Origin of the sequence: Vibrio sp. K4, from assembly GCF_051122595.1 — a bacterium.
GTDB lineage: Bacteria > Pseudomonadota > Gammaproteobacteria > Enterobacterales > Vibrionaceae > Vibrio > Vibrio owensii.
The window spans coordinates 162510-176565 of the sequence record NZ_CP178578.1; the positions used below are offsets into that span (position 1 = coordinate 162510).

The following is a 14056-nucleotide window of genomic DNA, read 5'->3' on the forward strand; positions in this document are numbered from 1 at the left end:
CAAGCAAGAAAAAGGATTGAACATGAGCAACTCACCAATTCAAGCAGTGATCTTTGACTGGGCTGGCACTATCGTCGATTTCGGCTCTTTTGCGCCAACCAGCATCTTTGTGGAAGCATTCAAACAAGGCTTTGATTTTGAAATCGACCTTGAAGAAGCGCGCGAACCAATGGGACTTGGTAAGTGGGATCACATCCAAGCTGTGGGTCGCATCCCTGCTGTTGATAAGCGTTGGAATGAGAAGTTTGGTCGCTCAATGACCAGCAAAGACATCGACGCTATCTACGCAGCATTCATGCCTCTGCAAAAAGCAAAAGTGGCAGACCATGCAGAACCAATCCTTAATGCGATTGAAGTTGTGAACGGTCTGAAAGACAAAGACATCAAGATCGGTTCTTGTTCTGGTTACCCTCGCGAAGTGATGGACGTACTGATTCCTGTTGCAGCGGACTACGGCTACAAACCAGATTACGTAGTAGCAACGGATGACCTACCGCAAGGTGGTCGCCCGGCACCATTTATGGCACTGAAAAACGTGATTGAGCTGAATGTTACCGACGTTAATGCGTGTATCAAAGTGGATGACGCAGCACCGGGCATTGATGAAGGTCACAACGCCGGTATGTGGACCGTTGGTTTGATGCTTTCTGGTAACGAAGCAGGTCTAACGTTTGAAGAATACCAAGCCGCGGACGAAGCAACGCTTAATGCTGCTCGTGAAAAAGCGCGTGCAAAATTGATCAAGAGCTCGCCGCACTACCTTATCGACACCATTGCTGACTTCCCAGAAGTGGTTGCAGATATCGAACGTCGCCTAGCGGCAGGTGAGCGTCCTTAATCTTTACCTTCCGCAAATGAAAGAAAACAAACGCCCCTCACGTGAGGGGCGTTTTTCTTTTTGGCACTATCTTAAGGAGGTTTGGCTTATTGAAGCGTAGTTCCGTTAGATAGCAGCTTTCTTGTCGGCTCTTGCTCGGTGTATTCGACCGCATCGTGATCGGCGAGTTTATCGACTTCCGCCTGTTCACCCACCACAATCAACACGTGTTGTTTCACCAGAGCGTCGACCACTTCAATGTTGTGCTGACGAAGAAGCGCTCTCACTTCGCTCTCTTTTCCTTCATGATACTTAACAAAGTAACGTGCAGGTTGCTGCTCGGCTTGATCTTGGCGTTCATCCACGAGAGGAAATCCTTGATTGTTTGCCAAGCTGCTTGAGCTCAGTCCGATTGCCAATAGTGCGGTAGCGCCTACCGCAGACAAAGAAAGTAAGGTCAACTTCTTCATAGTCACTCCTTATTGAAAGGTCAGAGTCCAACTGTTGATGGTGCCTGTGTCTCTTCTGGCATTGTCCACCGCTTTAAGTTCCCATGTGCCTTGCGATTCAAAACCAGAGAAGTCCGCTTGGAAACTGGTTTTAATGTCGTTCGCACCACCACCCGCATTGTCGTGCAGTACTACTTGACCACCATCTGGTGACGTTAGCGTGACACGAAGATCGCCAATGTAGGTGTGAGTGATATCCAAGTCGATAGTCACTGAACCTGCATCGCCAGAGCGAGCCACATCTAATGGGCTTACGATACCTGCAGAGCTGTTGTCAGGAATCGCTACTGCATTCGAGTTGGTGTAGCTAGAAGGTGCAGAACCGCCGCCTGATGAATCACCCGAACCGTTATGCGCGGCAACAAGAGAAACACCAGAGTACGCGCTGTAGCCGTAAACCAATACTTCATATTGCCCTGCGCCAGATACGTTCAAGCTACAGCTTTCGCCATTACCGCCTGCCCATGAACGACAGTCGTAAGTGCTGGTGCTTGGTGTGCCGTTAAAGCGCACGTAAAGGTCAGCATCACCAGAGCCACCACTCATGTTGAATGTCGCTTGCGTTGCATCCGCTGGGACGTCAAACACGAATACTGTGCTTGATTTGCTGCCGCCAGAAAGCTGCGTTTTCGCCACACCATTTTCTAGAACGTTGTCGTTGCCAGAGCCGCCGCCATCCGGACCATTACAGCCTGCGTCTAGGTATTGTTTCGCAGCCTCAGCATTCACAAGACCATGACCAGTGCGGTTATCACGACCTGTTACGTCGATGTCCGTTGCTGTCTTGATCAGTGCGTTACGTACTTGTGCTGCGGTACAGGTTGGATGGTAACTCCACACTAAACCTGCAACACCCGTTACGTGCGGTGTCGCCATCGAAGTGCCGTTGTAGTACTCGTAGTCTTCACCCTTGGTGGTCGATACCGTGATGTCTTGACCAACATAGCCCAACAGCTCCTGACCGAAAGCACGATCAACCGTCACTGACACAATACGCGCCGCGTTGTTTTGATCGACAAGGAAAGGATTCTGCAAGCCCGGTAGCTCAGAGTTACTGTACACAATCGCCGCACTTGCGCCTGCGTTGTAACACGCTTGAACTGCATCGATTTCTGGGTAGTTACCTGATGATTGGTTGCCCACACGCTCGGTCAAACAGATCTTGCCAGACATATCACCACAGCTGAAGCTGCTACCGGATACGTCACAGCTTGCTAGTGTCGCCGTGATGGAACCTGCTACTGGATCAGGACCGTAACTGCCGCCCGATTGGATCAAGCGGTTGTGAGGAACGATGCCACGATCGAACTGGCTAACACCGTTCAAGCGAATGTCTGAAAGCTTACCCTCGCCCACTGTCACCGTAGATAGAATCGCTACGCCCGGACCTGCGATTTCAACTTGGTCTGTCGCTTGAGAGAACGCCGCGTGATCACGCTTATCATCCACTGCCGCAACGGACATAACTGAATCGTAAGACGCTGGGTAGCTGTGCGCAGTATTACCATCGTTACCCGCAGCGGCAATCAGCAGCACGCCTTGGTCGTAAATGGTTTGCAACGCGTTTTTCTCCGTCACACTCGACTGGCTACCACCAAGGCTCATGTTGACTACGTTCGCGCCGTTGTCAGCACAAGTTTGTACCGCTTTCACCAAGCTGGATGAGTAGCCCCAACCCGCTTCATTGAACACCTTAACGATGTGCAAATTCACGTTTTGGTTTGGCATAACGCCTTTGATGCCCTCTGTGTTGGCAATCGCGGCAATCGTACCCGCTACGTGTGTACCGTGAGCGTTGTTGTTCCCCGGAACACTCCAAGAGCCGGTACCGCTATCGTTTGTACCCGACACTCGGTTACCACTCAGATCGTTGTGCGCCAGATCGTAACCCGAGTCGATGATACACACGGTGCGATTTCCTGCATTTGAGTCATCCAGAAGTTGGGCGTTCACCGCCTCATAACCCCAGGGGATAGTCTCGCTTAACAGATAACGCGGTGGGTCAATTTCAACGTATTCCACATCACTGCGGTTACGTAATTGCCCCAACTCCGAGTCTTCCATCTCCACGCTGTAGATCGCGCGGTTTCCTAGCTTTTCCACTTTACGCGCTTTGAGCTGATCTAAGACCGACTCTTGCGCGATGCGTGGCCCCCAGAATGAGTTCCCACCTAATGCTGAAGGACTGGACGTATCTTCTTTAAATTTGACGATGTATTTGGTCGGCAAGTTAGATTCGTCGAACCCCGTTAAAGGAGCCGCATGCGCTGACATCGAAAATGTCAGTGCTACTGCAACGGCAGATAATGAAAACAAGCCATTTAATTTAGTTGTTGTGTGATGCATTTGCTCTATTCCTTTTTGAGCTGATTTTTATTCACTTTATCCTCATGAAAAATCATAACCCTGACTTATTCATGAGCGATTCAGCTATAGGTTATCGCCTAAAAATGCCAAACAATTTGTTTCATGAATACACAACAATGAACAAAAGATCATCTAAACAACAGATTTAGTTAACATACAAAAACACCACCAAAACCTTATAAAGCAATTACTTATTAACACAAAAAGTGCATGTTAAATTAATGTTAGTGAGTAATTATTCTAGATTTTATAAAATCTTAGTATTTACCAAATCTATTGAAATACGATTGCGGTACCAAAATTGACAGAATGAATAATTAGATATTTGACTAAGTAGGGTATTTACTCAGAATGAGGGCGTTTAGTGAGATAAATTCTCACTTAAATCATGACGATAATCATCATAGAGAGTGAATCATGAATAAGACCATTACGTTACTTAGTGCATTATTACTACCACTGAGTTTGGCTCACGCCGACGAGCCATCACTGACTCCTGAAATGGTAAGCGCCTCGCAAGTCAGAAGTGCGCAAGCGAAACAAACCTACACTTATGTTCGCTGTTGGTACCGCACCAGTTATTCAGAAGACGAGCCTGCGACAGATTGGGAATGGGCAGAGAATCCTGACGGCAGTTACTTCACAATTGACGGCTATTGGTGGAGTGCTGTTTCTTTCAAAAACATGTTTTACACCGACACACCACAAAGCATCATCAAAGAGCGTTGTGAGCAGACCCTAGATCTAGCGAATGACAACGCTGACATCACCTTCTTTGCTGTCGATAACCGTTTCTCCTATAACCACACCATCTGGAGCAACGATCCAGTCATGCAGCCCGATCAAATCAACAAGGTCGTCGCGCTGGGTGACAGTTTGTCGGATACAGGCAACATCTTTAACGCATCACAATGGCGATTCCCGAATCCAAATAGCTGGTTCTTAGGGCATTTCTCTAACGGGTTTGTATGGACAGAGTACATTGCTCAAGCCAAGAACCTACCGCTCTACAACTGGGCTGTTGGCGGCGCAGCAGGTGAAAACCAATACATCGCTCTGACGGGAGTGGGTGAGCAAGTTTCCTCTTACTTGGCGTATGCGAAACTGGCAAAAAACTACAAGCCAGCTAATACCCTGTTTACACTTGAGTTTGGTTTGAATGACTTCATGAACTACAACCGCAGCGTTCCCGAAGTGAAATCAGACTACGCGGAAGCATTGATCAAACTGACCGATGCGGGTGCGAAGAACTTGTTGTTGATGACGCTGCCAGACGCCACTCGTGCGCCACAGTTTACCTACTCAACTCAAGAGGAAATCGACAAGATCCGTGCGAAGATCGTCGAGATGAACGAGTTCATCAAAACACAAGCGGCGTATTACACAGCGCAAGGCTACAACATCACTCTGTATGATACCCATGCCCTGTTTGAAAGCTTAACAGCGAACCCAGAGCAACACGGCTTCGTTAACGCGAGCCAAGCTTGCCAAGACATCAACCGTTCGTCTTCTGCAGATTACTTGTATCACCATGCGTTGCGCTCAGAGTGTGCCTCGTCTGGCTCTGACAAGTTTGTGTTCTGGGATGTGACTCACCCAACTACAGCCACGCATCGCTACGTAGCTGAAAAGATGCTAGAAAGCAGCAACCAGCTATCGAACCATCCGTTCTAATCCTAAAACCCGAGAGACAGATAAGAAAAAGGCTGACGTAATGTCAGCCTTTATTGTTTTTGAATCCTGTTTATCTCGAAGCTTTGCCTCGTTCAGCGACCTTTATCGGTGCAGAATCGCCACTGCTTTGGTGGTCTTCTCTAAATTCTCTTCCGCTTGGTCTGGAATCTTACTCGCGATGGTCGCATACAAGCTGTCGATCATGGCAAGTTTGACCAAGCGCGCGATGCCGTTTTTACCCAATAGCGGTTCTGGTGATGCTGGCGCGTATAGCGGGTAATCGGAAAGCTGGGACAACTCAGCGTGGAAGTTGTTGGTGATAGAGATGATCGTCGCACCAGATTGCTTCGCAAGACGGACAGCATCCATCAAATCAACGGTTTGACCTGAATGCGATACCACCAGCACCACGTCTTTTTCGCTCAACACGCTAGCCGACATCAACATTAAGTGACGGTCACGAGGCACTGAGGCGCGAATACCAAAACGCAAAAGCTTGTGCTGGAAATCTTCACAGATGATGTTCGAACCACCCGCTGCGTACAACTCAATGTTACGCGCGTTAATGATGGCCTCGGCGGCAGCGCTCACCATATTGGCATCCACAAAGTTGAGGATTTCCGTCAAGGCATTGATGGAGTTTTGCAGCACCTTAGTGACGATCTGCTCGCAAGAATCATCCGGCTGAAGTTGCTCACTTGGCGCGTAGGAATCTGAGTGATGATGGGCGTTTAACGCGTCTTTAAGCTGTTTGAAACCACTGAAGCCAAGCTTCTTTGACACCTTAACGATCAACGCCGTTGACACCCCCAATCGCTCCGCCACTTCTTTAATTGAAGTCGACTTCTGCATGAAGTGAGGCTTGAGAAAGTTTTCCGCAATGGATTGTTCGGTACGCGTGAGTGAAGGCATACGCATACGAATATTGGGAATTACTTGATTGACATCCACGGACAATATCATTCCTTGTGAAACAGTCGGATCATTATACATAGCTACCGCTCTCTCGTCATGGTAACTGCACTTGCAGCTACGGTTATGCCTTTAATTGCCAATGTGTTGCCGTGACTGCGCTTTCACTCTCAATCACAAAGCCCACACCTTGTGCGTTTTGGCCGAAGAAGCGTGATGTCGACACCGCCTCACCTTGGTTAATAAACACTTCCACACTTGAATGGTCACGTAGAATTTGTAGATGACGAACCTCACCTTGCCACTGCTTTGATTCCCACTCACCCGTTTTCAGATTTCGGCGGGTTGTTGCTAGCCCTTGTGGCGTCACTTGCAACTTCAAATCGGCGGCAACATCGATCGTCAGTTCTGCCGGAACATCTTCAATCAGCAGTTCAGAAGACAATCCATAAAAACGCAGCGATTGGTTGGTAAAGCTTTGTGGTTGCGAACGCAAAGATTCGAGTTCTGCACTTGGTTTTTGCAGTAAGCGTCCATCTTGAAGAATCAGTTCGCGCGGGCAAGTCATTTGGTGAATCCAGCCAAACTCTATCGTTGGTTGGTAAGATTCGAACTCATCTGGTTTCCCCATCCACCCAAAGAGAATGCGGCGGCCTTGCTCATCTTCAAATGTCTGTGGCGCATAAAAATCGAAACCATGATCCATCAAGACGCCTTTGTCATGTTCAAAGCTCGCAGTTGGGTAATCAAGCTGACCGAGATGATAAGTCACATCAAAGGTTTCCACTTTACGACCGTCCACTTCTAACCAGTTTTTCGGACAAGTGATCAGCACGTATTGATCACCAATTGGGAAAAGATCTGGGCATTCCAACATAAAGTCATCACTTTGATGTTGATTGCGGCCATCACCAAATACTTCACCAACAAACTGCCATTGTTGTCTGTCTGATGAACGGTAAAGCAGCACTTTGCCTTTGTAATCGAGATCTTCTGCGCCCAGCACCATGTAATACTCACCATCGTGCAACCACACTTTTGGATCGCGCACATGGCCGCTGTAACCTTGTGGTAAGTCGAGCACAATGCCTTGTTTCTCCACCTGTTTGCCCGCCTCTAACGTAGCTCGGCATTGGTAAGCGGTTCGACCACCTTGTTCAAACTTCACGTTGCCGGTGTAAAACAGTTCCAGCACACCATCCACTACCAAGCCAGAGCCAGAATAACAACCGTGCGTTTCGTAGTTTTCTGTTGGTGCTAACGCCAAAGGTTGATGCTGCCAGTGAATAAGATCTTTACTGGTCGCGTGTCCCCATGCTTTCGCGCCATGCGCACACGCTTTTGGATTCCATTGATAAAACAGGTGATATTCACCCGCAAAGTGCGCCAAGCCGTTTGGGTCGTTCAATAAGCCAAATTGCGGTGCAAAGTGCCAAGTCGGACGGAAAGGGTCTTCTTGCGGATTTGCCATCTGATTTAAGGCAATCGCCAACACGTCGTTAATGTAGGTTTGTTCTGCTGTCATGGTAAGCCTTATTAAAATCTAGAAACAGGAATCCCCCTGAAGTCAGGGGGATGAAAACACAAGGGATTACTTGTCTTGCAGCATCTTGTCTGAGTAACCGAATAAGTAAGTCAGAGTGAATGCCGTACCAATAGCAATTAAGTTCACCGCTAGATAACCCAGCATTTGACCATTCAAGTAGAGCAGCGCTCCTGGAATTACCGTGATAGCCATGCCTGTTGCTTTCAAACCAAATACCGTTGCGAAGAAGCCGCCAACAGCACCGCCAATCAAGCCCATAATGAATGGTTTGAAGAAGCGAAGGTTCACGCCGTATAGCGCTGGCTCAGTGATACCCAAGAACGCAGATAATGTTGATGGCATTGCCAAAGCTTTGAGTTTCTTGTCTTTGGTTTTCACACCGACCGCAAGACAAGCAGCACCTTGCGCAGCGATTGCGGCGGTAATGATAGCGTTGAATTCGTTTGCACCAGTGTTGGTCAGCAATTGAATCTCAAGCAGGTTGAAGATGTGATGAACACCCGTCATCACAACAATTTGTTGTAGACCACCAATCAAGATACCGCTCAGACCCAGTGGCAGATCCAGCATGAACTGCGCGCCTTGCAGAATAATTAGTTCTAACCAGTGGAAGATAGGACCAATCACAAATAGAGAAGCCGTAATCATCACCAATAGCGTTAGGAATGGCGTGACGACTAAGTCCAACGCTTCTGGTACGAAGTTACGAATACGGCGCTCTAGTTTGGCTCCCAACATACCGGCAATAAAGGCAGGGATAACCGAACCTTGGTAACCAAGCACAGGAATAAAGCCAAAGAACATGATTGGATCAAGCTCACCAGACGCCACAGACCATGCATTTGGCAGCGCTGGCGACACCAGCATCATACCCAAAATCAGACCAATTAAAGGAGAGCCACCAAACACGCGCGCCGCCGACCACGCGATCAATGCTGGTAGGAAAATGAAGGCAGTATCCGTCAGAATTTGAGTATAAAGAATGAAGTTTTGCGGAATGGTTTCTGGCGTTAGACCAAACAAGCCTAAGATCTCTGGCTGCATGAACAAGCCACGCAAACCCATAAACAAACCTGTCGCAACAAGCGCTGGAATGATTGGCACGAAAACATCACCAAACGTACGGATCGCACGTTGGAAAGCCGTCCCTTGTTTTTCAACCGCTTTACGTTGTTCATCTTTCGAAGCTGTCTTCAGCTTTAAGTTCTCAAACGCTTCAAAGACTCGGTTCACCGTTCCGGTGCCGAAAATAATTTGGTATTGGCCGCTGTTAAAAAATGCGCCTTTTACCTTGTCGGTGCCTTCGATGCGTTTCTTATCAATTTTGTTTTCATCGGCAACCATTACGCGTAATCGAGTGGCACAGTGAGCGACAGAGACAATGTTTTCTTCTCCGCCTAACGAGCCCACCAACTCTTCTGCAATCATCGTGTAAGACATATTCAAACCTGTTTCGTGATTAATGGATTAACTGCCTATTAAGCTATCAATAAGTCATAGACTCTGCCTCTACCGAGATCACAAAAATAAACTTTTTGTGAATTTTTTATTTCTGTGAATTTTATTGTGAACTTTTATTTACTTTAAATACAACCACCTAAGCAACTTCCTATGAATTTTAATTAAATTCACCGTTTACAGTTGTGATTTTATTTGTAAACTTTAAAGCAAATCTGAACGCTTGAGAGTTACGAATATGAAAATTGCTATCGGTTGTGATCATGTAGGGATCGAACATAAAGAATTGGTTATCAAACACTTAGAAAGTAAAGGTATTGAAGTGATTGATTTCGGCACGCATTCAGCAGAGCGTACTGACTACCCTCAATACGGTTTAGCCGTCGCGAAAGCGGTAACAAGTGGCGATGCAGACCAAGGTCTTTTGATTTGCGGTACAGGCGTTGGCATTTCGCTAGCAGCAAACAAAGTTCCGGGTATTCGCGCTGTCGTTTGTAGCGACCCATACACGGCGCAGCTATCTAAACAGCATAACAACACCAACATCCTTGCGTTCGGCTCTCGCGTTATTGGCATTGAGCTAGCAAAAATGATCATCGATAGCTGGTTAGAAGCAGAGTTCGAAGGTGGTCGTCATCAGAACCGTGTAAACCAAATTGCAGAAATTGAGGAGCGATAAGATGGCTAAGTTTTGTCCTTCAATGATGTGTGTCGACTTCTCTAAGTTGGCAAGCGAGCTGAAAGAGCTAGAAAAAGCAAACGTCGATATGCTGCATATTGATGTGATGGACGGTCACTTTGTACCAAACTTCGCGCTTGGCCCAGAAGACATCAAAGCGATTCGTAACCTAACAGACATCGAATACGATGTGCACCTAATGTTGTCGGATCCAGACCAGTTCATCGACTTGTTTGCAGCACTAGGCCCTAAGCTGATGTACATCCACGCAGAAGCGCCACCACATCTGCATCGTTCACTCGGTAACATCCAAGCGAAAGGCATTAAGTCTGGCTTAGCAATCAACCCAGGTACGCCATTGAGCGCGATTGAAGACGTACTGGATGTGACGGACGTGATTTTGGTGATGTCGGTAAACCCTGGTTTTGCAGGACAAGCCTTTATTCCAAATGCTTACAACCGCATCGAGCGTATTATCGAAATGATCGAAGCGAAAGGCACCAACACTAAGATCGCCATCGACGGCGCGATCAGCCCAGAAGTGATTGAACGTCTGAGTGACAAAGTGGAGTACTTTATTCTTGGTACTGCGGGTCTGTTTGGTAAACCAAAGAGCTACGCAGACACCATGCAAGACCTACGCGCACTTGGCGAAAAAGCGGTCGCTTAGTACCCCCAACGATCTTTTCTTAGTTTATCCCCGAGTGCTTTGCTTCTGGTGCGCTCGGGGATTTTTTGTCAAAACAGGCGTACATTCCATCTAGCGTATACACTTATTTCTACTCAATAAATTCGGAGTCGAGGTTGGTGTGAAGGGAATGAGAAAGCCGATGTTTGCCCGCAGCTTGCGTTGCTTAACCGCTGTGTTGTTATTGCTGATTTCCTTTGTCACCGTCGCGCAAACCCTACCCGAAACCGATTTTCTGAAAAGCGAAATCGCACGCTTGAACGCGGAGTCACCAAAAAACGATACGCTGATTGGTCAGTACGAAACTCTACTCAATCAAATTACAGGGTTCGACGCGCAGAAAGCATCGCGTGACGATTACCGAAAAATCATTAGCCAGTTCCCCTTGCAGCGAGAGCGTCTTCTCAAACAAATCGAAGAAGCCGAAAAGCTCGACATGTTCAAGGCCAAGCAGCTCAATAGCTACAGCGACCTATCGCAATCCATAGCGTCACTTCAGGCTGCGATGAGTGAATGGCGCACCACTTCACAAGCAAATGCTGAAAAGACCAAACAACTCAACGCAGCAAGAACCTCCCTCCCCGTTTCTTTGGCTCAATTGAATCAACAAATTGAACAAGCTTCATTGGTCAAAAGTGAAAACGGCGCAGAGATAGATCAATGGTTAGAGACCGCGAATCTCACCTACCTTAAGTTACAAAAAGAGGTGATGACCGCCGAGCTACAAAGTTTGGATGAGCGCACAGAGCTTGTGCGATTAGAACAGCAATTGTTGGCGAAGAAGCTTCAGTTAGCCTCTCCCATGCTGATTGAACTGCAAGACAAGCTCACCCGAGTTGAACAAGAATCGGTAAGAGGTTTGATTGCCGAAGCGCGAGAGCTAAGCGCGAAAGCCGATGAATCTGACGTGGAGAAACAGCGACTCATCGAGCAGCTTCGTCAGTACACGTTAGAGCTAGAACAAGTATTGGTAGAAATCGACCAAGCTCGCATTGCTGGGCAAAAATTTGAATCAGAGCGCCGGAGCTTGTCGGAAGAACAGCGCCTAATCAAAGAAAACCTCTCATGGCTGCGAGACAGCACCGCATTTGGCGCTTCGATTCGCGCTCAGCTACAGCGTTTGCCAAACCAAATTCAAAACAAAACCATACCCGATGAGATTGCCAATGCTCACATCCGCAAATACGAAATCAGTCAGTTGCTGGATGATTTTGCGCTTGAAGATGCCGTTCGTGCGACGCAATCCAATGCCAAAGCTCCAGACCGTTTAGAAACCTTATCGCATGAGCTCATAGAACAGCTATCTCAAGATTATGAAAAGCTCATTATTGCTTTAGGAAAACTGCAACTGACCATTAACCAGTACGCCATTGAAGTCGAAAATGCGCGAGCATTCTTACGTGAACAACAACTTTGGACACGCAGTAATGTGCCTTTCTGGCAACATCTGACTGACTTCGATAAAGAGATTTGGTTTGGCACCAAAACCCCATTGAAAACCCTGCAAGATGAGGTCAATCCTGACCAACTCAAAATGGTGGGTGGCGCATTTGTTTTCTACACACTGGTGTTGTTTTATCTGGGGCGTCGTTTAGTTCGTCGTACGACTCGACTTCGTCATGAATACAAAAAGGTGTTTGGCCACCCGCTCAAGGACCGATTCCAAAACAGTATTTCACTGCTGTTTATGGCGATGTGTCGAGCAGTGATTCTGCCACTTTGGTATGCCATCACTGCAGCGGCACTGTTCTGGCTGTGGCCAGCTCCCAACGCAACCGAATCCAAAATGCTGATCGTTGCCAGCGCTTCTGCCTTGTTTGTGATTGAATTGATTTATGCCATGAGCTCTAAAAAAGGTTTGTTGGAGCTGCACCTAAATTGGCCAGAACGTATTTGTGATTATGTTCATAAGCAGAGTAACCGCCTGCGTTTTCCGTTTGCCCTCTTCCTCTTGCTGATCTTCTTTGCAGAGTTGGTTGCTGGCGATCAAGAAGCAGAAATATCTCGCCTGTTCTTCCTGATGCTAATGGTCGGCATGACGATGGTGTATGGCGCTTTACTTAAGTCTGATCGCATCCCATCGACACTGCCTGTTCCACTCAATCGCGGACTTGGATTGTTGCTGCTTAAAGTGATGATCCTCGGCTCCTTCATTGCCATCATCATTATGGCTTTGATGGGTTTGTACATTGCCGCATGGCTGTTGCTCATTTACCAGCAGCTCACCCTGTTTGTCGTGCTTGGCGTCTTGTTTACGTATCAGCTTGGCGAGCGCTGGCTCAAACTCGAACACCGTCAACTTAATTACCAACGCCTACTGGCGCGCCGTGAAGAGCTAATTGCTCAGCAACAAGAACAAGCAGACGAACCACCGGAAATCGCCGAACTCAGAGAAAACTTCCCAGAAGTGGAAGAGCAAGGCTTGGGTAGCGAGCAGATCAGCGAACAATCCATGACACTGTTGCGCGGTTTATCCTTGATTGGTTTGGTTATTGCGGTTCTGACTTTATGGTCGAGTGCGCTAGAGATGACCAGTTGGCTTGATAAAGTGGTGGTGTGGCAAGTCAGTGAAGTGGTCAGCGGCAGTTCGACCTTGGTTGACGTAACGCTACAGTCTCTGATTTATGCACTGATCACCTTGCTTGTTACCTTTGTTGGCGTGCGCAATCTACCGGGTATTTTAGAGTTGCTGATTCTGCGCCGTTTAGAGTTATCTCCCGGCACGGGCTACGCGGTGACCACTTTGCTGCGCTATCTGATTTTGATGACGGGTGTGCTGTCTGCTTTCGCCATTCTTGGCTTTCAGTGGTCGCGCCTACAATGGCTCGTGGCGGCATTTGGTGTCGGCTTAGGCTTTGGTCTGCAAGAGATCTTCGCAAACTTTATCTCTGGTTTGATCTTGTTGTTTGAGCGCCCAATTCGTATTGGCGATATCGTCACCATCAATGACCTATCTGGCACAGTGAGTAAAATCCAAACTCGCGCTACCACCATCATCGATTGGGACAACAAAGAGATTGTGGTGCCGAACAAAACCTTCATTACCGAAAAACTCATCAACTGGTCACTCACCGATTCAATCACTCGTATTGTGATTCCAATTGGCGTGGCGTACGGCTCTGATGTCGAGAAAGTCGAAGAGTTGTTGTATCAAGTAGCGGAAGAGCACCCATTAGTGTTGAACGATCCGTCTCCGTCAGTCTTTTTCTTAGCGTTTGGGGCAAGCAGCTTGGATTTCGAGTTGCGTGTACACATTAACTCCATCGATCACCGCTTATCGACCATTCACATCATCAACAAAAACATCGATAAACTGTTCAAAGAGAACGACATCGAAATCGCCTTTCCACAGATGGATGTGCACGTTCGCGACTGGCCGCAGGATGGTGAGAAAAGCTAAATCTGC

At 47.6% G+C, this 14056-nt stretch carries 10 protein-coding genes; 5 read left to right on the plus strand and 5 right to left on the minus strand.

What is annotated here, in order from left to right; all coding sequences use genetic code 11:
• The first annotated feature begins 22 nt into the window (after nt 1-22).
• Nucleotides 23-838 carry a phosphonoacetaldehyde hydrolase gene (phnX, locus tag ACLIIY_RS18195; protein ID WP_434529053.1) on the plus strand — a complete coding sequence of 272 codons (816 nt, stop codon included), beginning with the start codon at nt 23-25 and terminating at the stop codon, nt 836-838.
• An 86-nt stretch (nt 839-924) separates the two neighbouring features.
• Here phnX and ACLIIY_RS18200 read toward each other — a convergent pair whose 3' ends face one another.
• Both ACLIIY_RS18200 and ACLIIY_RS18205 read right to left on the minus strand, forming a co-directional pair.
• The gene (locus ACLIIY_RS18200) at nt 925-1287 is read right to left on the minus strand and encodes a hypothetical protein (RefSeq protein ID WP_050938334.1); all 363 of its coding nucleotides are present in this window, start codon (nt 1285-1287) and stop codon (nt 925-927) included.
• 9 nt (nt 1288-1296) lie between these two features.
• Nucleotides 1297-3672, minus strand: a complete 2376-nt coding sequence (locus ACLIIY_RS18205; protein ID WP_050907009.1) for a S8 family serine peptidase — start codon at nt 3670-3672, stop codon at nt 1297-1299.
• Between the two features lie 435 nt (nt 3673-4107).
• Between ACLIIY_RS18205 and ACLIIY_RS18210 the strand changes: the two genes are divergently transcribed.
• On the plus strand, nt 4108-5367 hold the full coding sequence (locus ACLIIY_RS18210; protein WP_434529537.1) for an SGNH/GDSL hydrolase family protein: 1260 nt from the start codon (nt 4108-4110) through the stop codon (nt 5365-5367).
• A gap of 102 nt (nt 5368-5469) precedes the next feature.
• Here the strand turns inward: ACLIIY_RS18210 and ACLIIY_RS18215 are convergent, their stop codons facing one another.
• From ACLIIY_RS18215 to ACLIIY_RS18225, 3 genes are all read right to left on the minus strand, one after another.
• Complete coding sequence (locus ACLIIY_RS18215) at nt 5470-6318, minus strand: SIS domain-containing protein (protein ID WP_009705064.1); 849 nt, start codon at nt 6316-6318, stop codon at nt 5470-5472.
• A gap of 85 nt (nt 6319-6403) precedes the next feature.
• On the minus strand, nt 6404-7804 hold the full coding sequence (locus ACLIIY_RS18220) for a glycoside hydrolase family 32 protein (RefSeq protein ID WP_434529054.1): 1401 nt from the start codon (nt 7802-7804) through the stop codon (nt 6404-6406).
• Between the two features lie 66 nt (nt 7805-7870).
• Nucleotides 7871-9265 carry a sucrose-specific PTS transporter subunit IIBC gene (locus ACLIIY_RS18225; protein WP_005442341.1) on the minus strand — a complete coding sequence of 465 codons (1395 nt, stop codon included), beginning with the start codon at nt 9263-9265 and terminating at the stop codon, nt 7871-7873.
• A 256-nt stretch (nt 9266-9521) separates the two neighbouring features.
• Between ACLIIY_RS18225 and rpiB the strand changes: the two genes are divergently transcribed.
• The 3 genes from rpiB (at nt 9522) to ACLIIY_RS18240 (ending at nt 14050) form a co-directional block, all read left to right on the plus strand.
• Nucleotides 9522-9962: a ribose 5-phosphate isomerase B gene (gene rpiB, locus ACLIIY_RS18230; RefSeq protein WP_009705066.1), complete on the plus strand. Its 441-nt coding sequence runs from the start codon at nt 9522-9524 to the stop codon at nt 9960-9962.
• Nucleotide 9963: 1 nt separating this feature from the next.
• Entirely contained in the window at nt 9964-10632 is a 669-nt protein-coding gene (gene rpe, locus ACLIIY_RS18235) for a ribulose-phosphate 3-epimerase (protein WP_009705067.1), read from the plus strand.
• Between the two features lie 148 nt (nt 10633-10780).
• Nucleotides 10781-14050, plus strand: a complete 3270-nt coding sequence (locus ACLIIY_RS18240; protein WP_434529055.1) for a mechanosensitive ion channel domain-containing protein — start codon at nt 10781-10783, stop codon at nt 14048-14050.
• The last annotated feature ends 6 nt before the right edge of the window (nt 14051-14056 follow it).